Genomic DNA, 23118 nt, shown 5'->3' on the forward strand with positions numbered 1-23118 from the left:
ATGGGCTGACCTGACATATCAACTGACAGGCATAGCCCACAACAAGCCTTTAAAGATCTGAGTACCTTACCCAGCCATTCTTATAAAAAAACGCATTTTTTTGTTGACAAAAGCGCGGATAGAGGAGATTTATGCATCTCTGGTTCGTTTTAATAAGTCGGATAAAAATGGTTTAAATCAACCGTCCACATTGGCAGATAATCGCTACTGTCAAAACCGTTGTTAAGCCATAATCCCGGGAAACCGTTATCTTTAGGTTTGCTTAATCTGATAAAACATTCGCAGATATACAGCCAACCGTCTTTACCGATCAGCGGAAAACCTTTTGATGTTTTGATTTGTTCCCAGTCTGGCAGAATAAGTTTATAAAGGGCAATCAAGGCTTCTTCCGTGCTTTTGGACTGTTTAAAGATATGGTCAACTTGCTCTTTTGTTATTTCCATGAGACCTCTTTAACCTCCTGGCTTAAATCTCAAATCTTTTATTCTTAAAATAGTTCTAAATGCAATATAAGTACCATGATTGAAAAATATTTCTATACAGGATGTTATGATTTTCTGCGGGTGAGGGGGGAGTGGTCTTCGATACTTTTTTATCCAATTATTGGGTAATTTTTTTGTTATTTGGAAATCAATGCATACTGTTGGTGAAATGTGTTTTAACATAACCGATTGCCCTGGCAAAAGTAAAATAACTTTACCCAATCCTGTTTTTTTTATATGAAAGAGAAGTGTAAATAAACCGCTTTCCTTTGTTAAAGAATTTTATTCTCAAGGAGAAAAAATGCCTGTAATTGTCCAATATATTGTTGTCAGGGATGGAGATAAAAAGATGACATTCGCGACAAAAAAAGAAGCAGACGACTATGACAAGATGCTAGATATTGCCGACAATTTGTTTGATTTTCTTGAAAATTCCCATATCGTTCTTGATGAAACCCGCAAAGAAGAAATCTCCCTTTTGTTGGCTGAAAAACGCGATGAGGTGATGCCCATTTTAAGGGGCGTCTCCCCCAAAGCCGAAAATAACCGTAAAAAAAACGCCTCTTCTTTGGAAACTGCCAAAATCCGGGGCAAAGCCGTTGCAAAACAGCCTGCGTCCAAACAGGCCGAGACCTCTGAAGCCAACACAGATCCTGAAGTCAAGCCTGTTGCCAAGTCTGCGGCCCAGGCCGCTCCCCCCATAAAGGGGGCATCTTCAAAAAAGAGTGGATAGACGGGATAATTCTTTAAATCCAAGTGTCGGCTTTTGGCCAAAGGAAAATACCTATGCCGTCTTTTTTATTTAGGCTGATGCGTGTGCTTGCAGTTGTGCTGTTTGCAGCGGGCGTGGCTTTGTGGTTATTTGTTTCTAAAGAAAAACCCCAAAAAAAGGAAATGGTTAATACGCCTCCCAAGGTGTTATGTGTTCCGGCAGTATCGGGCAGTGCTGATATGATCGTTGAAGCCTTTGGGACGGTTATGCCCCGAAACAGTGTGAAGCTGGCCATGGAGATTGCAGGCCGGATTGATTATGTCCATCCTGATTTCCGTGAAGGTGCAAGTATTCATAAAGATGAGATCCTTTTGCGCATTGACCAGCGCACCCTTGTCTTGAATGAAAGGAATGCCGGGGTCCTTGTGGATCAGGCCCGGGCCGATATCCGCCTGCTTGAACAGGAAATATCGAATTTAAAGGCAGATGCCGGGCTTGCCCGCTCTAATCTTCAACTGGCTGCCAAGGAGCTGGAGCGAGTCAGGGCGCTGGCTGAAAATCAGTTTGCATCCAAAACCAGTTTGGATAAGGTGGAACAACAGTATCTGTCCGCGAAAAATCAGTTGCAGAAAATCACCAATGCCCAGGAACTTGTCCCCTCACGGATGGCCTTGAAAAAATCAGCCCTGGCTTCGGCACAGGCTGCACTTGCAACGGCTTCTCTGATGCTTGAAAAATCCGAAATTAAAGCAGGCTTTTATGGCTTTGTGATGGCCAAACAGGTCCAGGTCGGGGAATATGTTAATCCGGGCCAGGTGCTTGGGGTGATGTATGAAAAAGATGCCCTGGATGTGGATATCCGCGTTCACCTTGAAGAACTTCAATGGCTGGGTTCTGTTTTTGAAAACGGGGGGCGGCCCCAAGTGATTATAACCATTGCCAATCTGGAAGGCGGACGATCTCCGGTGTGGCCGGGTCGTGTGGTCAGAATTAAAGCCGCCATTGACGAAAAAACCCGGACCATGCCCATGACCGTGGAAATTGGTAGCCTGGATGTTAAAGATCCTTTGCTGCTGCTCAGACCCGGTGTCTTTGTTAAGTGCCGTGTCAAAGGGGAACAAAAAGAAAATGTGTTTAAGATTCCACGAACACTCATGCGCTCGCCGGATACCCTGTATCTGGCTAAGGCAAATCATCTCGTGATTAAAAAGGTCAAAGTGATCCGGCGGTTTGAAGAAGATGTTTATATCACAGAAGGCTTAACCCCCGGTGATCTGATCATTGAATCTCCCCTGCCCGGGGCTTTAGACGGTATGGCAATCACGGTTAAAAAGGCCGGGGAGAACTAAATGAAGGCCCTTGGCAAATGGTCGGTGGAGCATCGGGTTACGGTGAATCTGATCATGGTCTTTCTGATTGTGGCCGGGATGTTTACGGCCATGAACATGAAGCGGGAGATGTTCCCGCAGTTCTCTTTGGATATGATCAGTATTGCCGTGGATTATCCGGGTGCCTCCCCCGAGGATGTGGAAGAAGGTATCTGCATCAAAATTGAAGAACAGCTCAAAAGTCTTGAAAATATCAAAACAATGTATTCTACGGCGGTTGAAGGACATGCCAGCGTGGTACTGGAACTGGATGCCGGCACGGACATTACCGCCAAGCTTAACGAAGTCAGAACAGAGATTGACCTGATTGATTCTTTCCCCACCCAGGCCGAAGATCCTGTGGTGGTTGAGATCAAAAACAATGAGCCGGCCATTTATGTGGCTGTTTACGGTGATGTGGCCGAACGAACCCTTAAACAGACTGCCGAGAAAATCAGGGATGATCTGGTGGGTTTTGATGAAATATCGCTGGCAGAACTCATGGGGGTTCGGGAGTATGAGATCTCCGTGGAGATTTCAGAAGAAAATTTGCGCAACTTTTCCCTCTCTTTTGATGATGTGGTGCGCGCCGTGGGCTCGGGAAGCCTTGAATTGCCCGGCGGGCTGATCAAAACCAGTGGTGGCGAATTTTTAATCCGGGCCAAGGGCAAACGGTATACCGGTGCTGAATATGAACAGATTCCGCTGGTGACAAGGCCTGACGGCACTGTGGTCCGGCTCGGGGATGTGGCCCGGGTGGTTGACGGATTTGAGGATCTGGACCTTCAATCCCGTTTTAACGGGCAACCTGCTGCCATGGTGGTGGTAAAACGCACCGATTCCCAGGATACCATTGCCATCTCCAACCGGGTGCTTGCCTATCTTGATAATGCCCGGGATGATCTGCCCAAAGGGATACGTCTTGGGTACTGGTACAATATAGCGGACATGGTTCAGGAGCGCATTGATCTTTTGCTCAAAAACGGAACCCAGGGGATTATCCTGGTGTTTGTGGTGCTGGCCCTGTTTCTGGATTTAGGCCTTGCCTTCTGGGTGGCATCGGGTATTCCTATCTCCTTTATGGGGGCGTTTCTTTTTCTGGAATACATTGGCGCGTCAGTGAATATGCTCTCTTTGTTTGGATTTATCATGACCCTGGGCATCCTTGTGGATGACGCCATTATTGTGGGGGAGAACGTTTATACCCATTACTCTGCCGGAAAAACACCCAAGCAGGCTGTCATGGCGGCCATGGAACAGGTGGGGGGACCTGTGGTCATGGCTGTGGCCACAACCATTGTGGCGTTTGCGCCTTTAATGTTTATCACCGGCATCATGGGAAAGTTTATCGCTGTCATGCCCCAGTCCGTGATTTGCATTCTTTTCATATCCCTTTTGGAAGCTTTTTTTATCCTGCCTGCACACCTGGAAAGCACCCTGTCCCACTCACCGGCGCGGGGCGGTATGCCAAGGATTTACAAGAAGTTGTTTTTCTGGGCCCACTGGCTTAAAACAGATGTTGCCTATATTCACAGCACCCTGAGAATCCGGATGGAAAAAGGACTGAATCATGTCATCTATGCCTGGTATCTTCCAATACTGCGCTATTGTGTCAAAAATAGGTATTTTACTCTGGTACTGGGCCTAGGATGTCTGATCATCAGTTTAGGACTGATTGCCGGCGGCCATGTGCCGTACACTTTTTTCCCCAAAAGTGATTCCAACTGGATGTATTCGGAGATTGTTTACCCTTTGGGCACCCCCTTTGATACCACCCAGAAAACCATTAAACAGATTGAAACCGGGGCCTTTAAACTCAACGATTATTTCAGGGATCGGGTTGAGGACAACAAAGATCTTATCGTAAATACCTTTTCCCTGGTGGGGGTTATACCACAACGGGACTGGAAAGAGGGGGTATCGGGCGGGCATTGCGGTATCGCCTGGATTGAGATTTTACCGTCTGCAAAGCGTCCGGATATCCTGGCTTCGGAGGTGACAAGCAAATGGCGGGAATTCACGGGTGATATTCTGGGGACGGAGCAGTCTATATTTACCATTATCGGCAGCGGTCCCGGAGGAAATCCCATTGAGATCCGTCTGCACGGAAGTGAGCTTTCCCAAATGGAAGCGGCAGCCCAGGCCCTTAAGGAGGAGATTGCATCCTATCCGGGCACCTTTGACATCACCGATGATTTCAGGCCCGGAAAGATGGAAAAACAGATCTATATCCAACCGGGCGCCGAATCTTTAGGCGTGACCATGGCAGACATCGCCACCCAGCTTCGCCAGGGATATTATGGTGATGAAGTTCTTAAAATCCAGCGGGGAAAAGATGATGTCAAGGTCATGGTCCGGTATTCCAAGCAGGAACGGGAGACCGAAGCCAGTATAGACCGGCTTCGCATCCGGACAAAGGACAATCGTGAAATCCCCTTGAACCAGGTGGCGCGCATTGAGACCCAGAGGGGGTACGCGACAATTAAGCGCGTGGACAGGCACAGGGTGATCACCGTGACGTCCGATCTTGATGAGGACACTGCCAATGCCCAGAATATTGTCAAAGATTTAAGTAAAAAATTTTTGCCTGACATGATCAAGCGCTTTCCCGGGATTGCCTATGACCTTGAAGGCCAGGCCAAGCGCAGCAAAGAGTCCATGGAAAGCCTGATCAAAGGATTTGTTGTGGCAATCATGATTATCTTTCTGCTTTTAGCAAGCCAGTTCCGCTCCTACAACCAGCCATTGATTATTATGACCGCTATCCCCTTTGGCCTGATCGGGGCGGTTGTGGGACATTTTGTAATGGGTCTGGATATTACCATGATTTCGATTTTCGGAATTGTGGCCTTGTCCGGTATTGTGGTTAACGATTCCCTGATCCTCATTGATTTTATAAATGTTGAAGTTGCTAAGGGGACAAAGGTGTTTGAGGCTGTGGTCAAGTCCGGTGAAACCCGGTTCCGCCCTGTGATTTTGACTTCCTTCACCACGGTGGCAGGCCTTGCCCCGCTTTTAACGGAAACAAGCTTCCAGGCCAAGTTTCTTATCCCTATGGCCGTGAGTTTGAGTTTTGGCCTGGTTGCAGCCACGGCGTTGACACTTATTTTTGTACCGGCCTTGTATGTGGTGATCGGTGAATTAACCTTGTTTGTGACAGGCGATCAGGATGTACCCTAAAACTAATCGTCTTCCCGGTGGGGGCCGTCGTCCATGGTTTGAATAAAGGCCTGGAATTTTTTAAAGGTGGATGTGTCCATGGCATGCTCCATGCGGCACGCAGTGTCATCAGCCTTTTGTTCCTCCACGCCGACAAAACGGATCAGAAAATCTTTTAACATAATATGACGTTTTTCAATTTCTTTTGCTATTTTTTCACCTTTGGGTGTCAGGGTTACATAGCCGTAGGGTTCATAATTGATCAGTTCCTGGGCTGCCAGTTTTTTGAGCATCCCGGTGACGGATCCGCGCTTGATGTCAAGCCGTTCGGCAATATCCTTTGACCGGGCAACCGTATTGGTCGTTTGAAGTTCAAGTATGGTTTCAAGGTAGTCTTCCAGGCTTTCGGACAGGTCAATTGCTTTTGTCATTCATCTTCCTCCGGTTGAAATTTAGCATTTCTTATAATGAAGCGTCTTGATAAGTTTATCAATATATTTTTTGAAAGTTTAAAAAAAAATTAGGCAGAGTCTTACATTTTGCGNNCCTAAAGTGTTGTCAGACCGTAAAATCTGATTATACTATGATAGAACATGTTGTTGCAGCTTTTACCCGTAATCAATAACTTTTAATTATAGAGGTAATTTATGAGCGATGATCCCACACCCATAACGCCTGAGATTGTAACAGAAGAGGAAGAGGAAAATGAAAATGAAAATAAAGGTGAGCTGGTTACCCAGAGTAGCAAGCCTAAATTTTTGTATCTTGTGCCCATAACCGGACGTCCCCACCTGCCGGCTCAGGCACAGCCTTTAGTTGTCAGCAAGAAGCGATGGGAAGAGACATTGGCCAAATCAGCCAAGGAGAACCAGGGGCTTTTAGGGTTGTGCTATTTCAGTGAAGTCAAGGGAGGGTACGTATATAAAGAGGATTTTCCCAAGATTGGATGCGTTGTGCGCATGCTCAATGTCCAGGAAGTACAGGGCAATCTGCAGTTCATTGCCCAGGGCCTGGAGCGGTTTAAAATTAAAAAATTTTTGTCCGACAAGCCCCCCTTTGTGGCGGAGGTGGAATATTTCCCTGAATCCAAGGACGATGAGGATACGGTCAAGGCCTATGCCATTTCTATTATTTCAAATATTAGGCAGCTTTTGTCCTTGAATCCTTTGTATTCCGAAGAACTCAAACAATACCTGAATCATTTTTCACCGGACCAGCCTTCGCCCTTGACCGATTTTGCGGCCGGTATTACCACGGCGTCCGGGGATGATCTGCAGGATATTCTTGAAACCGAATCCATTTTGGACCGGATGAAAAAGGTCATGATGCTTCTGCAAAAGGAGATTGAAATTGCCAAACTGCAGACAAAAATCCAAAAGGACATCAATACCAAGGTCGATGACAACAAGCGCAAGTTTTTTCTCAGAGAGCAGCTTAAGGCCATTCAGAAGGAGCTTGGCATTCAAAAGGATGATAAAACCTCTGATGTGGATAAGTTCAAGGAGCGGTTTGAAAAACTTGACCCGCCGGAACATGTGATCAAACGCTTTGCCGAGGAAATTGAAAAGCTCTCTGTGCTGGAAACCGGGTCTTCGGAATACGGGGTGACCCGTAATTATCTGGACTGGGTCACCTCTTTTCCCTGGGGGGTATATTCCGAAGATAATATTGATATAGAGCGGGCCGAAAAAGTACTTGACCGGGATCATTCCGGGCTCTCCGATGTTAAGGAGCGGATCATCGAGTTTTTTGCCGCAGGCGTGTATAAAAAGGATATTTCAGGGTCCATCATTTTGTTTGTGGGACCGCCCGGTGTGGGAAAAACCTCCATTGGAAAGTCCATTGCCGAAGCCCTGGGCCGAAAGTTTTATCGGTTTTCTTTAGGGGGGATGCGTGACGAGGCCGAGATCAAGGGACATCGGCGCACCTATGTGGGGGCTTTGCCCGGCAAAATGGTCCAGGCTTTGAAAGATACGGCCGTAGCCAACCCTGTGATTATGCTTGATGAGGTCGATAAAATAGGCGCATCCTACCAGGGAGATCCTGCTTCGGCATTGCTGGAAGTGCTGGATCCCGAACAGAATTCAGCATTTTTGGATCATTATCTTGATCTTAGCATTGATCTGTCCAAGGTGCTGTTCATCTGCACGGCCAACACCCTGGACACCATCCCGCCTCCCTTGCTGGACCGTATGGACCGTATTAATTTGAGCGGGTATATCAGTTCCGAGAAGTTGGAGATCGCAAGGAAGCATCTGTGGCCCAAGCTTTTGAAACGCAATAAGCTCAGTGCCTCCACCATCACCATCACCGAACCCACCATCCGGCATCTCATTGAAGGGTATGCACGGGAAGCTGGGGTCCGTAACCTTGAAAAGCTTTTGAACAAGATCATCCGCAAAAGCATTGTCAAAATTTTAAAGGAGAAACAGGAGAAGATCCAGATCAACATCAAGTCCTTGGAAGATCTGCTGGGACCGCCTGTATTTACCCCTGAAAAACAGATGACAGGTCCCGGCATTGTGACAGGCCTCGCCTGGACTGCCATGGGGGGTGCTACGTTGTCCATTGAGGCGGTGAAGGTGCATGAAAAAGGCTCCGGGTTCAAACTAACCGGAAAGCTTGGGGACGTGATGCAGGAGTCCGCCTCCATTGCACTTTCCCATGTGCGAGCCTCATCACAGAGTTATGGCATCAGTGAAAATTATTTTGATGAGGCCTTTATTCATATTCATGTGCCCGAAGGGGCCACACCCAAGGACGGTCCAAGTGCCGGCATCACCATTGCCACAGCCATCGTGTCCATGGCGTCGGGGCGTGAAATTGAAAGACCATTGGCCATGACCGGCGAGATTACACTTACGGGCGATGTTCTGCCCGTGGGTGGAATCAAGGAAAAAATCATTGCCGCCCGGCGGGTGGGTATCAAAGAGATCATCCTGCCCCAGGGGTGTGTCAGTGATTTTAAGAAACTGCCCGAACATATTAAAGAGGGCATTGAGTTTCATTTTGTGAAGAAATATAGAGAGGTATATAAGATCGTATTTGGATAGATGAAGTAGCCTGATCTTTATTAACCAACTTTTACCCGATCCCCTGCCGGGGGATCGGGTCAGATTGTAAACAAACCCTGTCATTTTGATGGGGGGTGTTCTTCTATCGTTGATCTGATTTTTTTCCACACCTGTTCCGGAATCTGGGCCCCCATAACCTGGCACACTTCGTATCCGCACATTGATCCTAACCGGCCGCTTTTTTCAATGGAAAGTCCGTTGGCAATGCCGTATAAAAAGCCGGCTGCCCACAGATCTCCGGCCCCTGTGGTGTCCACGGGGTCATTGCCTTTTACCGGCTCAATGCGGGTCACGGTGTTGTTATGCCAAATATAGCTGCCCCGGCTTCCCACTTTTAGAACGGCATATGTAACATTGACAGATAGTTTTTCAAGGGCGGCACTTTCATCTGATTCCCCGGTATAGGCCTTTGCCTCGTCTTCGTTGGCAATCAGGATATCCACATATTCTTTGACCAAATCCGGCAGAATATCTTGGGATGCATTGACCACCTCAAAGCTTGCCAGGTCCAGGGCAACCAGGGTGCCTGCCGCTTTGGCCGCTTTGACCGCGGCCATCATCAGGTCGCGGTTAAACAGCAGATAGCCTTCCACAAGGGCAATGGCCGTGTCTGAAAACATTTGGCTGGTAACGTCGGCAGGGTCCAGCAGGCTTGATGCACCAAGATCCGTGAACATGGAACGTTGGGCATCTGGTGTTACAATGGACAACACCTTGCCTGTGGGGGTGTCAAAGTAACTAAGCACGGGTTCCACGTGGGATTCCCATACCTTGTCTTCAAAAATATCTCCGTATTCATCTTCGCCCCGGGCCCCGATAAACCTGGCTGTACCGCCGAGGTTGCCCACGCCCAGGATGGTATTGCAGGCAGCCCCTCCGGGTACAATCACCGGTATCTGGGACGAAGCTGATATGATGTCCTGCTGTTCAGCAGACGTTACATAGGTCATTCCGCCTTTTTCTTTGTTAAGTTTGTGTAAGAATTCATCGGTCTCGTTGATAAGGACATCCACTAAGGCAGAGCCGATTCCGGTGATGGTATTGGAAGGCATAATCTATCTCCAGTTTTATATATAATTATTTTAAAAATGACGGTTATCATCAAAAAGTCGGGCCCGCTTGTCAAGGTGTTTGTAATATTTATGCAAATATAAAGATATATTGATGCATATTTATATGCCATTGACAAAGATAATGATAAGTGTCATTAATATAAAACTTTTTATGTTTCCCGCATTGGCTTTGCTATATTTAAATTTTGCAGCGCCGGAGCGGGGAAATTTTATATACCAACACGCACGCATGCATAAATAAATTACCCCCCCCCCATATTAAGCGTAAGGAGATATCATGTCAGCAAACAAATCTTTTCTGTTTACATCCGAGTCTGTGACCGAAGGCCATCCTGACAAGGTGGCAGATGCCATCTCGGACAGCATTCTTGATGCCATCATGGCCGAAGATAAAAAATGCCGTGTGGCCTGTGAGACACTTGTGACAACAGGGCTTGTCATGGTTGCCGGTGAAATTACAACCGAGTGCTATGTGGACATTCCCGAAGTGGTCAGGGCCACCATCAAGGATATTGGTTATAACTCCTCCAATATGGGTTTTGACTGGCAGACATGTTCTGTTATCACCAGCATTGACCACCAGAGTGCCGATATTGCCCAGGGGGTAAATGAGGGTGACGGGCTTTACAAGGAGCAGGGTGCCGGCGACCAGGGCCTGATGTTCGGTTTTGCCACCAATGAGACCGAAGAATTGATGCCCATGCCCATTATCTATGCCCATAAGCTGACCAGGCGGTTGGCACAGGTCCGGAAGAATGGCGCCCTTGACTTTCTGCGTCCCGACGGAAAATCTCAGGTAACAATCGAATATGTGGACGGTGTGCCCAAACGGGTTGACACGGTGGTTGTCTCGACCCAGCACTCACCGGATATTTCCTATGACGATCTTAAGGTCGCTGTAATTAAAGAGGTTATTAAAAAGGTAATTCCTGCAGAGATGATGGACGGTGACACCCGATTTTTCATCAACCCCACCGGCCGTTTTGTTGTGGGGGGGCCCATGGGCGACTGTGGTGTGACGGGACGTAAAATCATCGTGGACACTTATGGTGGCCAGGGTAGCCACGGCGGCGGCTGTTTTTCAGGAAAAGACCCTTCCAAGGTTGACCGTTCCGCTTCCTATATGGGCCGCTATGTGGCCAAAAATATGGTTGCTGCAGGGCTTGCCGATAAATGCGAAGTGCAGATTGCCTATGCCATCGGCGTGGCCGAACCTGTATCCATGATGGTGGATTTCATGGGAACCGGAAAAATTTCAGAAGCCAAAGCCCGTGAAATTGTCCAAGAGGTGTTTGACCTGCGGCCGGCCGGCATCATCAAAGAACTTGATCTGCTTCGTCCCATCTACAGAAAAACATCTGCCTACGGACACTTTGGACGCAAAGACCCTGATTTTTACTGGGAAAGAACCGTCAAAGCCGATCAGATCAGATCCCTTGCAGGGTTATAATTTACAGCAAAAGGAATTTTTATGAGTCAGAAGCAAGATAACGGATATATAAAGCTGGATTTGTCTTTACCCTATAAAGTCAAGGACATTGGTCTGGCCGAACACGGACACAAAGATATGCAGCTGTCCGAAAAAGAGATGCCCGGATTGATGGCCATCCGCGAAAAATACGGCCATGAAAAACCGCTTAAGGGCTTTAAAATAATGGGCAGCCTTCACATGACCATTCAAACGGCCATGCTTATTGATACCCTGTATGAACTGGGCGCTGATGTGCGCTGGGCCACCTGCAATATTTTTTCCACCCAGGATCATGCAGCTGCGGCTATTGCCGACAAGGGTACGGCTGCTGTATTTGCATGGAAGGGGGAAACCCTTGAAGAATTCTGGTGGTGTACGGAACAGGCGCTGACGTGGCCGGACGGCTCCGGCCCGGACCTGATTGTGGACGACGGCGGGGATGCTACCTTATTTATTCATCAGGGGGCCAAGGTTGAAGCGGATCCATCCATTCTTGACAAGGATACCAACAGCGGGGACGAGCGCTGCCTCATGGACCGGCTGCGGGAAAGTTATAACCAGGATAAGCAGCGTTGGACCAATATTGCCAAAAAAATCCGGGGGGTCTCCGAGGAGACCACCACCGGTGTGCATCGGTTATACCACCTTGCTTCCGCCGGTGAGTTGCTGTTTCCGGCCATCAATGTAAATGATTCAGTGACCAAGTCCAAATTTGATAATCTTTACGGTTGCCGGGAATCACTGGCCGATGGTATCAAACGGGCCACAGACGTGATGCTTGCAGGCAAAACCGTGGTCGTTGCCGGATACGGCGATGTGGGCAAAGGATGTGCTGCTTCCATGAAAGGCTATGGTGCCATCGTGCTCATCACTGAAATCGATCCCATCTGCGCACTTCAAGCTGCTATGGAGGGGTTCGAGGTGGTCACCATGGACCAGGCGGTAACCCGGGGAGATATTTTTGTTACCGCCACAGGTAATTATCATGTCATCACAGGTGAGCATATTGCACAGATGAAAGATGAGTCCATTATATGTAACATCGGGCACTTTGACAGTGAGATAGAGATGAGTTTTCTGGATAACCATCCGAATGCTGAAAAGATTACGATCAAGCCCCAGGTGGACAAGTGGATACTGCCGTCTGGCCGTTCGGTCATTGTTCTGGCTGAAGGGCGCCTGGTGAATCTTGGCTGTGCCACGGGGCATCCCAGTTTTGTCATGAGCAACAGTTTTTCAAACCAGACCATGGCTCAGATCAAACTGGCCCAGGAAGACCTGGAGAAAAAAGTATATACCCTGCCCAAGGAATTGGACGAGGAGGTGGCAAGACTACACCTGAAAAATTTGTCTGTTAATTTGACAAAGCTGACCCAGGAACAGGCCGATTATATCGGTGTGCCTATTAATGGCCCGTTCAAGCCGGATCATTACCGGTATTAGCCGGTACCTGTCCGGAAATCATATAAACAAGGCGGCTTTTGTAAAAGAGCCGCCTTGTTGCGTGTTGAAACGGATTCATTGTTCTTGGTGTTCAAAATAATGAACCCGGCCTGAAAATATGATTCAAGAACGTGAATTGATGTTTTTGTTTTAATTATTAATGTGTTGTGTTTTTAATTTTAATACTATGCTGTGTGCATGTTCAAAAAAATGAACTTTTCCCTGCTGAAAGATGTTCAAGGTTACTTTATCTATCGTGTAAAAATGCCATGGGATGATTTTTCTATATAAAATAATAATTAAAAACAGTACGTTGTTTTTTTAAGCGAAGTTTGTTGGGATGGTGGCACATCAATTGCTATATACTATTTATAATTAAGATTGAGAACAAATTCATCTTTTTTTCCTTTTTTTCCTTTTCCGAAAAAGGCTGCCGAAACCCGGCAGCCTTTTTTGGTTTTAGGAAGGCTTGGGATGCTCAATCCCCTTACGGTTAATGTGGTGAGGGATCTAATTACAATTACATATAAAAAAGGGGTTTGCCGCTTTTTTCCCATATTCGATTACTTCGAATGAGCATTCCGACAAATTATACTCCTCGCAAGCACTATGGTTAAAACGGACCGTTTCATTTGTAAATTCAATTTGGAGTGGAATGGTTACCGCTACGTTCTCGGAACAAAGACTCTCTTTTTGATAAGGGGTATATCTGACCTCTCCACCTGCTTCGTTTCTTAATATTACGGCATTTTGGGTGGTGCTTAGCGCTGTTACTTCTCCTTGGTTGTTAAACTGCAAAGAGTTGATATCCCCCATAATGCCTTCCGGGTCATTATCAAAAGCTGATATTTTTCCAATTTTTGTTTCAACAGTATAAGGCTCAGCCGGTTCAGCCGATTTTATGGAACCGTCTTCATAAAATGAAATGCCAACTCTAATACGCATTGTACCTATGGGTGTTTTTGCTTCAACAGTCTCCTGCGGCCAGAAGGTGATGCTTTTAATATTGCCGTTTTCATAAAAGACGATATTAATTATCTTCGCTTTAACTGTGCCACAGGGCAGCTTTAACTCAAGCTCTTTGGCCAGGGTATACTCGTCTTTCTCTCCCCAATAACCGCTTAGCTTGCCATTAAGGGGAAAAAGTTTTTTCAATAATTCATTATTATAAAACATGACCAGTTCCGCGGATATTTTTCCGTATTTGGTTTCAATGGTCGCCGCCTCTTGAAGAGGAGCTTTTTTTATATTTCCATTATCATAAAAGTTAACCGGTTTTAATACCCGTCTTCCATGATCATCTACTGAATACTGGGGCACAATCACCCCCACGGGTGTTTTAATCTCAAATCGTTCGGTAAAAATCAGGGACGCGGGATTGCCCGATGCGTATTTTTCCAGATTCTGATAGCCGTTTGTCTCGCCATATTTTGTCTTCAGTGTTTCCACGTTAAACCTCTTTTCTTTATATTTTTTCGGGTCTATAGACCTCTTTTGACATATTTATGCCATGGATGGATCAAAATCCACTCCCCATGCCGGCCATGGGGTTCTTTTTGTTGCATGCCTTGACATCTCGTTGGAGCATAAAGTCCCTGCTGTGTCCCTCGAAAACGGCTTCGGCAGCCTCTATGATTGTTCCGTCCAATTCTAGAATATCGATTTTCTTTTGTTTGAGTATACGGCGAGGGCTGTCGCCGAGTCCGGTGACCATCAATGCCCTGCAATCACTGAGCATATTGCTTAAGTCCTCCCAACGCTGTGTGCCACCGCCGGGTTTGGGTGTCTTTCGGGCTTCGATAAAATAAACGCCGCCATTGTCTTTTTGACCATAGATTAATAAATCTTCCGCTTTTCCGAGGTGTTGATTGACCAGTCGGCCGTCAACGCTGGCGACTGCCACATACGGTCGGTCATCACCGTAAATCTCCGGCATTTCGGCGCATTCCTGCAGTTTTCTAATTATTTTGCGGCTATTGCGCTCCCCCAGAAGGCCTACGGCATCTGCACGGCAGCGTTCGCAATGGTACATTTGGGGGATGTATTTTTCCGCCTTTTTTCGAATATTCTCCACTGCTGAATCAGATGGTTCCGGCAAATTTGCAAAATTGGACCCCTTATTTGGATAAAAGGGGATGCAGTTGTGGATGTCTACCTTCAGTTGGGCCATTTTTTCGGCGACCGTTTCAATATGGTCATCATTGATCCCCGGTATAATGACGGTGTTGACCTTGGTGATGATATTCTTTTCTTTAAGGCGGATGATTGCCTCAAGCTGCTTTTCCAGCAAAACCTCGAAGCCGGGTTTGGGGCCTAGGGTTCTCTTGCCGTAACGAACAAAGGAATACAATTTTGATCCAATTTCAGGATCAATTGCATTTAGGGAGATGGTGACATGGCTGATATTCATCGCGGCCAGCTCATCAATATACGGGCCGATACCCAAACCGTTTGTGGTCACGCAACGAATCATTTCGGGGTATTGCCTTTGTACTAACCGAAGCGTTTCCATGGTTTCATCGGGATTGGCAAAGGGGTCGCCCGGTCCTACAATTCCCACGACAGAAATGTCTTTCGCTTGTTCAATTACATATTTGAGATAGGTCATAGCCTGACTCGGCTTCAGGATTGCAGCGGTTACTCCTGGACGGGTTTCATCGATACAGTCGTGTTTTCGATCGCAGTAATTACATTGAATATTACATCTTGGTGCAACAGGCAGGTGGACTCGTCCGCAAACACCTTTTACCTTGACATTGAAACATGGGTGGTTGGATATATTCATTTTTTTCTCCTATTCGTTAAGATATAAAGGTTGCCGACAAGCGGAGCATCGTGCCTGGAAACAATAATTAGTTCATTAAAGCAATAAAAATGCCAACAAATAATAAAATTGGAAAGAATGACAAAAGACTCCGGAAATACATGGAAAAAAAGTATGGCAGCGGGATAGATTCGAAAGAATGGGTGTAATTTCGTGGTGTGGTGTCAGAATGGGCCCGCTTATTTATTACAATTTCGAATAATATTTTTTCGGGCTTGGCATAACATCGGCCACAGCGTAGGTTGGTTTGAACGAAGTGAAACCCAACAAATTATCGGCGTTGGGTTTCGTTCCTCAACCCAACCTACCAAAAATTCGGATGGCCTAAAATATGACCAAGGGCATTTTTTCTTTTGCGCTGCTTTCATTTTTAAAAACTTGAAAATGTGCCCAGATGGGGTATAGTCCTGTCCTACCTATGGAATTATATTACTTTTACGGGTTATTTCCCCTTAAGAAGATAAAAGGCGTGATGCTATGGATTTTAACCCCTGTATGAAACATCAGGTGGTCAGAAAAACGGTGCGGGAATTTGCTGAAAATGAGATCGGACCCCATGCCGCAAGCCTGGACAGGGAAGGGCGCTTCCCAACTGAAATTATTGAAAAGATGGGGCCTTTGAATTATTTTGGCCTCCAGGTGCCGCCGTCTTTAGGCGGAGCCGGTCTTGACACCATTTCCTATGCCATTGTGATCGAGGAGTTATCCCGGGTGTGCGCGGCACTCGGGCTTTGCGTCTCTGTTCACAACAGCGTGGGGCTATACCCTATTTTAAGATTTGGCACCGAGGAACAGATCGCCCGTTTTGTCCCGGACATGGCTGCAGGAAAGCATATCGGTGCATTCTGCCTGACCGAAGCCAATGCCGGTTCCGATGCCGGTGGGGTAGAGACCACGGCAACAAAGACCGGTGACGGATATACCATCAACGGCACCAAGATTTTTGTCACCAACGGCGGGGTGTGCGATGTGGTTCTGGTGTTTGCCGTGAACGCCGATCCACAGGGACCCTCCCGGCCCAATGTCTTTATTGTGGAAAAGACGCGTCCCGGATTCAGTGTGGGTGAAATAGAGGATTTATGCGGTATGCGGGCCAATCCGGTCTCTTCCCTGTTTTTTGAAGACTGCCGGATACCTCAAACCAATCTTCTGGGCAAACCGGGCCAGGGCCTGAAAATCGGTTTGACTGCCCTGGATACCGGCCGTATCGGTATTGCGGCCCAGGCGTTAGGCATTGCCCAGGCCGCATTTGAAGCAGCATTGCGTTATGCCAAGGAGCGCCAGCAGTTCAACAGCCCGTTGACAAAATTTCAAACCATTCAGAATTATCTGGCAGATATGGCCACATCCATTGAGTCATCGCGCCTGCTGTTGTACCGGGCTGCCGCAGCCAAGGACAGGGGGGGAGATTTTGGGGCCCAATCGGCCATGGCCAAGCTCTCCTGCAGTGAAACGGCACGGACGGTGACGGATCTGGCCGTCCAGATCCACGGCGGATACGGATATTCCAGGGAATATGATGTGGAACGTTATTTCAGGGAAGCCAAGGTGACCCAGATCTACGAAGGCACCAGTGAAGTGCAGAAGATGGTTATCGCAAGGCATCTGATTACCCGGCCCAGTTAAGGAAGAAAACGCAGCTATGGAAAATAATACACTTGATATCATCGTATGTATCAAACAGGTGCCCATGGTGTCCGAACTGCCCTGGAACGCCAAAACCGGCACCCTGAAACGGGAGCTTGCCCAGGGCATGATGGACCCGGCCTCACGCCTTGCCCTTGAAGCCGGGCTTCGCCTGCAAAGGATAGGGCAGTCAGAGGATCGCCGGATTCGGGTAACCGCACTGACCATGGGGCCGTCCATGGCCGAGGAGGTACTTCACCAGGCCGTGTCCCTGGGTGCAGACCACGGTGTACTGCTTACGGACCGAAAAATGGCCGGGGCCGATACCAACCTTACCTCTTTTATTCTTGGCCGGTATATAAAGATGTTTAAGCCGGATACAGGTCTTGTGCTGTGCGGTTCCCAGACCAGTGACAGTGAAACGGCGCAGGTCGGCCCTCAGTTGGCCTGTGAACTGGATTTTCCGGCCATCGGCTGGGCATCGGATATCCGGTTGAGCCAACGTTCGCTGATTGTCACCCGGCTGGTAGATGATTTTATGGAAACCCTGGAGATGGATCTGCCGGGCCTTGTCACCATTGACCAGGGCGCATTTGTTCCCCGTTATGCAGGACTTGCCGGCGTGGCCCTGGCCTTTGTCTCTCCCAAAATTGATGTTGTGGATGCCGATCGCCTTGAACTGGACAGCGATTTCAATGCCCTGGAGGATTCGCCCACCCGTATTCTGGATGTGTTTTCGCCTGCCACCCAAAAAGAGAGCCGGGTGCTCAAAGGCGCCGCTAAAACCGTGGTGGATCAGCTCTTTACGGATTATGGAAAAATTATCAGTTCAGCCATGGGCAAAGATTTGAAAAAGGAATGAGGACGCACATGTCAAAAAAATCAACCGGCAAAGATATCTGGGTGCTTGGGGACTATCGCAACTATTTTAAAAACCGGGTCACGCTTCAGATCCTGGCAAGGGCCAGGGCGCTTGCCGGAAAGACCGGCGGCCGGGTGTGCGGCGTGGTTTTTGGCCATGATGTGGATGAATATGCCAGGGAATATATTGCCCATGGTGCGGACCGGGTTTATGTGATTGATCATCCAAGGCTTAAATCCTATGGCATTGAGACCTTTACCAACCTTTTGATAGGGCTGGCCCGGGAGATGAATCCGGATATTATTTTGATCGGGGCCACCCGGTTTGGTCAGGAAGTGGCACCCCGGGTGGCAAAACACCTGGACACCGGTCTTACCGCAGACTGCATTGATCTTGATATAGACGATAATGGACTGCTTGTTCAGATTGCGCCATCCTTTGGGGGCAACCTCATTGCACGGATACTCACGCCCAAAGCCCGGCCCCAGATGGCAACGGTGCGACCCGGCACCTTCCATGAACTGCCCCACGATAATACGGCCCAGGGCGAGGTGCTTACTCTGGATCTGCCCGAAGATCTGCCCACCGAGCGAGTTCGCTGCACCCATTCGGAATACCGGCCTGCCAAAGCCCTGGGCATTGAAAAGGCGGAAATTGTAATTACCGGCGGCAGAGGCATGGGGTCCAAGGGTAAATTTAAAAAACTGTTTGAGCTGGCAGGGCTGCTCAATGCCGAGGTCGGGGCCACACGCCCTGTTGTCCATGCGGGATGGGTGGGTCACGAAGCCCTGGTAGGTCAGGCCGGCAAGCATATCCGGCCCAAGGTGCTCTTCTCATTCGGGGTCTCCGGGGCCATCCAGCACACGGCCGCGCTCATGGATGCCGATTTTATTGTGGCTGTGAACAAAAATCCCAATGCCATGATGATGAAACTTGCGGATGTGGCCATCGTGGCGGATGCCAACCAGGTCTGCTCCGGGATTATCCGGGCACTGAAAGAGAAGATAAGGGACTGATCGTCTTTTTATAAGAACGTTTGTGTAACCAACATAGGTATTTCAACTTTGGTTTTGGGCTGGGTATAGCCTGGTTGGTGCTCAATTGCCGGCCAGCCAGTAAAATCGGTATGGGGGAAGTACCAGCTGATCCTTGAACAGGGTTGGGGTATTTCCAGAGTATAGGTCTCTTATGTGTTCGCCCATCTGGAATCCCTGGGTTTCAAGTTCAAACAGGTTCAGATATTGAGGATGTGCGTCAAAATTTCCCACAACCAAAACACTCTTCCGGGTTTTGATATTAAAACGAACATAGGCCAGCAGTTCGGGATTGCTGATCTCCAGCAGTTTCCGGTTGTTAAAATCTGAAAATTCAGAAACCTTTTTACGAACGGCGATCATCTTTTTTAATGCGTTAAATATCTTATATTCAACCGTACCACGTTGTTTGCGACGCATGGCTTGTTCCCAGTCGATTCTATGACGGTGCGCCCACCGGCTGTCATTGGCTTTGCTGATGTCTTCAATATAGGAATAGTCGTTAATTGTGCCAAGCTCATCTCCGTAATAGATCAGTGGAATTCCGCCAAAAGAGAAAATAATACTATGCAACAGAAGAATGTGCTGAATAATGATGTCAATTTTTTCCGGGTCATTTTCCTCCAGGGCTTTCTCCAACCCGATTAATGAAGTTAATGTTCCTGAAATACGGGCGTCATTGTTTTTTTTCTGATTATAACGGATTTGGGGGACTGGGTCGGGGAGCGATGAAATAGACTGGAAAAATTCATTTCCTGAGTTATGGTTGAAGCGCTAACAGCAACTATAACAATTAAGGAAATCGATATAAATATTTAAAGTCACAAATAATTCTGAGGCGTTAATTGATTTGGGGTATTTCTTCATACTGCGGAATGCGGTGAATGCTTCTGCCGCATTGTTCTCATTTATTTAATGATGGATTTTATGAAAAATTAGGTCAATAATAGAACTTGTCAACCATTCAACATAAGGAATATCCATTATCCATGAAAACTGATGTAACACTAAAAATTGCAGGAGCGGCGGGAGAGGGTATCCAAACCATTGGCGATCTGCTTTCCGAAGTGTGTCACCACAGTGGTTTGTTCACCTTCTCAGTAGATGATTTTGAATCAAGAGTCAGGGGGGGGCACAATTTTAATCTGCTGCGGATCAGCGACAAGGAAGTTGCCGCTCCCGGCAACAGGCTTGATATCCTTGTCTGCATAAACAAGGATGCCTATGACTTACATAAACAAGAGTTACGTTCCGGCGGGATTGTCATTGTCAATGCAGATAAAGCCGGAACAGAAGACAAGACACGTTTTGACATCCCCTTGAAAAAACTGGCAGAAGAGGCCGGGGGAAAAATCACGGCCAATACTGTGGCCGCAGGTGCCGTGCTTTCTATGCTCGGTACGCCTTTCAGTGTGCTGGCTGACATTTTGAAAAAGCGATTTGCCGGCAAGGGCGATAAAATCGTATCGCTGAATATGGCCGCGGCCCAAAAAGGCTTTGATGCCGCCAAAGGCTTAAGCCTGGACACCGGGTTCACATGGGAGGCGAAAAAGAGCAATATTGTTGTTCTCAGCGGGGCCAAGGCCGCGGCCCTGGGCGCGCTGGCTGCCGACTGCCGGTTTTTTCCATTTTACCCCATGAGTCCGGCCACAGGGGTGATCACCAATGTGGTTTCCTATACTAAAAAACTTCCCGTTGTTGTTGAGCAGGCAGAAGATGAGATTGCCGCNNATGACGGAAACGCCGCTGGTGATCCTCAATGCCCAGCGTCCCGGGCCTGCCACAGGGCTTCCCACCCGGACCGGCCAGGCGGATCTGCTTTTTTCCATCCACGCATCCCAGGATGACTTTCCACGGTTTGTTTTTGCCCCAGGCACACCTGTTGAGACCTATGAGACCATGAAGCGGGCTTTTCATCTGTCTGAAAAATACCAGGTCCCGGCCATTCTACTGCTTGACCAGTTCCTGGCCGATTTCAGGATGACAGAGGTCAATACGCTCACGGTAGATCCTGAAATTGAACGCTTTTATGCGCAAAACAACTCCGGCGATGACGATAACCCCTATTTGAGGTATGCACCGGCACAAGACGGCGTTTCCCCGCAGAGACTTCCCTGTTCCGGTCCGGGGCTTGTCCGGATCACGGGTAATGAACATGACCCCGAAGGGCATATCAGTGAAAATGCCGCAAACAGAATTGCCATGACTCAGAAGCGTGCTGCAAAGTTGCCGGCCATGATTAAAGAGATGGCGCCTCCGATTCTGGTGAACCCCACGGCCCCGGTTTTTCTTGTGGGGTGGGGATCAACAAAAGGAAATATTCTGGAAGCTGTTGAAAGACTGAACGCACAAGGCATAGAGGTGGGGGCTGCGGTATTCAAGGACATGTGGCCCATGGACCGGCAGGTCGTCGAAAAAGCGTTGACCGGCAAGCAGCTGATCATGGTCGAACAAAATGCGTCCGGCCAGTTGGGCCGCCTGCTTGCCCAGGAGGCCCGCATCTCTGCCTTTGACACCATTCTCAAATATGACGGCAGACCTTTTTTCCCGGACTATATTGTTCAAAAGGCAAAGGAGCTTGTGAAATAATGATTACGTCAAAAGACTACGATTGCAATTACGAAAATAAATGGTGCCCCGGATGTGGCAATTTCCAGATTCTTGCCGCCATGAAAGAGGCCTTTGCCCAGCAACAGATTCCGCCTGAAAAACTCACATTGATTTCCGGTATCGGCCAGGCCGGAAAAACACCCCATTTTCTTAAATGCAACATGTTTCATGGGCTTCACGGCAGGGCGCTGCCCCTGGCAACCGGGACAAAGATTGCCAATAATGATCTTACGGTGGTGGTCAGCTGTGGGGACGGCGACTGTTATGGGGAAGGCGGAAACCACTTTCTTGCGGCCATCAGGCGAAATCTCGACATGACGCTTCTGGTACACAACAACCAGATTTACGGGTTGACCAAGGGGCAGGCCTCTCCCACATCAAGTCTGGGTATGGTTACAAAACTGCAGAACAACGGAACCCCCTCATCTCAATTTTCTGCCCTGGCCATTGCCCTGGCCGCCGGAGCGTGTTTTGTGGCACGGGGGTTGTCCGGTGAACCCGAACACTTGACGGAACTGATCGTTAAAGCCATGAATTACAAAGGCTTTGCTTTGGTGGATATTTTACAGCCATGTGTCTCTTTCAATAAAATAAACACCCTGAGCTGGTATAAAGAACGGGCGTACAAATTGGACGATACGGACCATGATCCCCAGGATCTTGCAAAGGCATTTCAGCTGGCCCAGGAGTGGGAAAACAGTCTTCCTATAGGCGTGTTGTATGAGTCTGCCGGTACACCATTCCACGAACGGGTTCCCAATCTTAAGGTCCAATCCCTTGCCTCACATAAATATGACGGCAAGGTGATGGCAGATACGCTTTTAAAAAACCTATAGTAAAAAAGGAGATTTCATTTAATATGACGATCTGGCAATGCACCATGTGCTTTACGACTATGGACCAGGAAGAAGTCCCCGGACAGTGCAGTTCTTGCGGGGCGGACAACCGCGTTATTCTTGACAAGGAAACCGTTCCCGAAACCCTTGAAGCGGTCCGGGACAGGGCAAGAAAAAATCTTAAAGGGTTTTGTGCCGCCTACCCCGCCTGTGACGGTAACTTTGATAAACTCTGCCAGAAAGAGGCCTATGGCAAACCCATTGGATTCGGCGGTGCCGGGGCGGGATTCTCCTTTCGGGGAAATGTTGCAGCCCTTGAGGCCGTGCGTCTGAAATTACGGGTGGTGGGGGAACATACCGAACCTGACACCTCCTGCACATTTTTAGGCACAAAGCTTGATTTTCCGGTCATGGGCGCCTCCACGGCAGGTGCCGAACGCTACGGCAATGCCATCAGTGAAGAAGATTTCTGCAGGGCCACGATCCGGGGCTGTAAAGATGCCGGCACCATGGCCTGGCGGGGAGACACCTTTACAGCCCCGGAT

At 48.2% G+C, this 23118-nt stretch carries 19 protein-coding genes; 13 read left to right on the forward strand and 6 right to left on the reverse strand.

The annotated features are described in order from the left end of the window. Positions 1–149 precede the first annotated feature (149 nt). On the reverse strand, positions 150–443 hold the full coding sequence (locus tag B3D59_RS05340; RefSeq protein WP_286818245.1) for a hypothetical protein: 294 nt from the start codon (positions 441–443) through the stop codon (positions 150–152). 340 nt (positions 444–783) lie between these two features. Between B3D59_RS05340 and B3D59_RS05345 the strand changes: the two genes are divergently transcribed. The 3 genes from B3D59_RS05345 to B3D59_RS05355 are packed head-to-tail and all read left to right on the forward strand — an operon-like array spanning position 784 to position 5741. Next, positions 784–1215, forward strand: a complete 432-nt coding sequence (locus tag B3D59_RS05345; protein WP_286818247.1) for a YebG family protein — start codon at positions 784–786, stop codon at positions 1213–1215. Positions 1216–1268: 53 nt separating this feature from the next. After that, complete coding sequence (locus tag B3D59_RS05350; protein ID WP_286818249.1) at positions 1269–2543, forward strand: efflux RND transporter periplasmic adaptor subunit; 1275 nt, start codon at positions 1269–1271, stop codon at positions 2541–2543. Then, entirely contained in the window at positions 2544–5741 is a 3198-nt protein-coding gene (locus B3D59_RS05355; protein ID WP_286818250.1) for an efflux RND transporter permease subunit, read from the forward strand. A 2-nt stretch (positions 5742–5743) separates the two neighbouring features. On the opposite strand, the gene B3D59_RS05360 is transcribed toward B3D59_RS05355, so the two are convergent. After that, on the reverse strand, positions 5744–6151 hold the full coding sequence (locus B3D59_RS05360; protein ID WP_286818251.1) for a metal-dependent transcriptional regulator: 408 nt from the start codon (positions 6149–6151) through the stop codon (positions 5744–5746). Between the two features lie 216 nt (positions 6152–6367). On the opposite strand from B3D59_RS05360, the gene lon reads away from it, so the two are divergent. Beyond that, positions 6368–8773, forward strand: coding sequence for an endopeptidase La (gene lon / locus B3D59_RS05365; protein ID WP_286818252.1), 2406 nt, complete (start codon positions 6368–6370; stop codon positions 8771–8773). Positions 8774–8853: 80 nt separating this feature from the next. Here the strand turns inward: lon and B3D59_RS05370 are convergent, their stop codons facing one another. Beyond that, positions 8854–9846 carry an adenosine kinase gene (locus B3D59_RS05370; RefSeq protein WP_286818253.1) on the reverse strand — a complete coding sequence of 331 codons (993 nt, stop codon included), beginning with the start codon at positions 9844–9846 and terminating at the stop codon, positions 8854–8856. A 298-nt stretch (positions 9847–10144) separates the two neighbouring features. On the opposite strand from B3D59_RS05370, the gene metK reads away from it, so the two are divergent. Beyond that, on the forward strand, positions 10145–11317 hold the full coding sequence (metK, locus tag B3D59_RS05375; RefSeq protein ID WP_286818254.1) for a methionine adenosyltransferase: 1173 nt from the start codon (positions 10145–10147) through the stop codon (positions 11315–11317). 21 nt (positions 11318–11338) lie between these two features. Next, positions 11339–12781: an adenosylhomocysteinase gene (ahcY, locus tag B3D59_RS05380; protein WP_286818256.1), complete on the forward strand. Its 1443-nt coding sequence runs from the start codon at positions 11339–11341 to the stop codon at positions 12779–12781. A gap of 510 nt (positions 12782–13291) precedes the next feature. On the opposite strand, the gene B3D59_RS05385 is transcribed toward ahcY, so the two are convergent. Both B3D59_RS05385 and B3D59_RS05390 read right to left on the reverse strand, forming a co-directional pair. Further along, positions 13292–14101 carry a hypothetical protein gene (locus tag B3D59_RS05385; RefSeq protein WP_286818257.1) on the reverse strand — a complete coding sequence of 270 codons (810 nt, stop codon included), beginning with the start codon at positions 14099–14101 and terminating at the stop codon, positions 13292–13294. A gap of 199 nt (positions 14102–14300) precedes the next feature. Then, a complete protein-coding gene (locus tag B3D59_RS05390) occupies positions 14301–15566 on the reverse strand; it encodes a radical SAM protein (RefSeq protein WP_286818259.1) in 1266 nt (421 codons plus the stop codon). 516 nt (positions 15567–16082) lie between these two features. Here B3D59_RS05390 and B3D59_RS05395 point away from each other — a divergent pair. Genes B3D59_RS05395 through B3D59_RS05405 form a run of 3 tightly spaced genes read left to right on the forward strand, consistent with a single transcriptional unit; the run spans position 16083 to position 19109 of the window. After that, complete coding sequence (locus tag B3D59_RS05395) at positions 16083–17231, forward strand: acyl-CoA dehydrogenase family protein (protein ID WP_286818260.1); 1149 nt, start codon at positions 16083–16085, stop codon at positions 17229–17231. 16 nt (positions 17232–17247) lie between these two features. After that, positions 17248–18093 carry an electron transfer flavoprotein subunit beta/FixA family protein gene (locus B3D59_RS05400; RefSeq protein WP_286818262.1) on the forward strand — a complete coding sequence of 282 codons (846 nt, stop codon included), beginning with the start codon at positions 17248–17250 and terminating at the stop codon, positions 18091–18093. An 8-nt stretch (positions 18094–18101) separates the two neighbouring features. After that, a complete protein-coding gene (locus B3D59_RS05405) occupies positions 18102–19109 on the forward strand; it encodes an electron transfer flavoprotein subunit alpha/FixB family protein (protein ID WP_286818263.1) in 1008 nt (335 codons plus the stop codon). 81 nt (positions 19110–19190) lie between these two features. Here the strand turns inward: B3D59_RS05405 and B3D59_RS05410 are convergent, their stop codons facing one another. Continuing rightward, positions 19191–19766, reverse strand: a complete 576-nt coding sequence (locus tag B3D59_RS05410; protein WP_286818264.1) for an alpha-glucosidase C-terminal domain-containing protein — start codon at positions 19764–19766, stop codon at positions 19191–19193. 350 nt (positions 19767–20116) lie between these two features. On the opposite strand from B3D59_RS05410, the gene B3D59_RS05415 reads away from it, so the two are divergent. From B3D59_RS05415 to B3D59_RS05430, 4 genes are all read left to right on the forward strand, one after another. Continuing rightward, positions 20117–20974: a 2-oxoacid:acceptor oxidoreductase family protein gene (locus tag B3D59_RS05415; protein ID WP_349676869.1), complete on the forward strand. Its 858-nt coding sequence runs from the start codon at positions 20117–20119 to the stop codon at positions 20972–20974. After that, positions 20859–21716: a transketolase C-terminal domain-containing protein gene (locus B3D59_RS18290; protein ID WP_349676870.1), complete on the forward strand. Its 858-nt coding sequence runs from the start codon at positions 20859–20861 to the stop codon at positions 21714–21716. Before B3D59_RS05415 ends, B3D59_RS18290 begins: the two co-directional genes overlap by 116 nt. After that, entirely contained in the window at positions 21716–22573 is an 858-nt protein-coding gene (locus B3D59_RS05425) for a thiamine pyrophosphate-dependent enzyme (protein WP_286818266.1), read from the forward strand. Before B3D59_RS18290 ends, B3D59_RS05425 begins: the two co-directional genes overlap by 1 nt. Before the next feature lie 23 nt (positions 22574–22596). Then, positions 22597–23118: alpha-hydroxy-acid oxidizing protein (locus B3D59_RS05430; protein ID WP_286818268.1), on the forward strand; the 522-nt coding region annotated here is incomplete at its 3' end.

Source organism: Desulfobacter sp. UBA2225, assembly GCF_002348205.1.
GTDB classification, from domain to species: domain Bacteria; phylum Desulfobacterota; class Desulfobacteria; order Desulfobacterales; family Desulfobacteraceae; genus Desulfobacter; species Desulfobacter postgatei.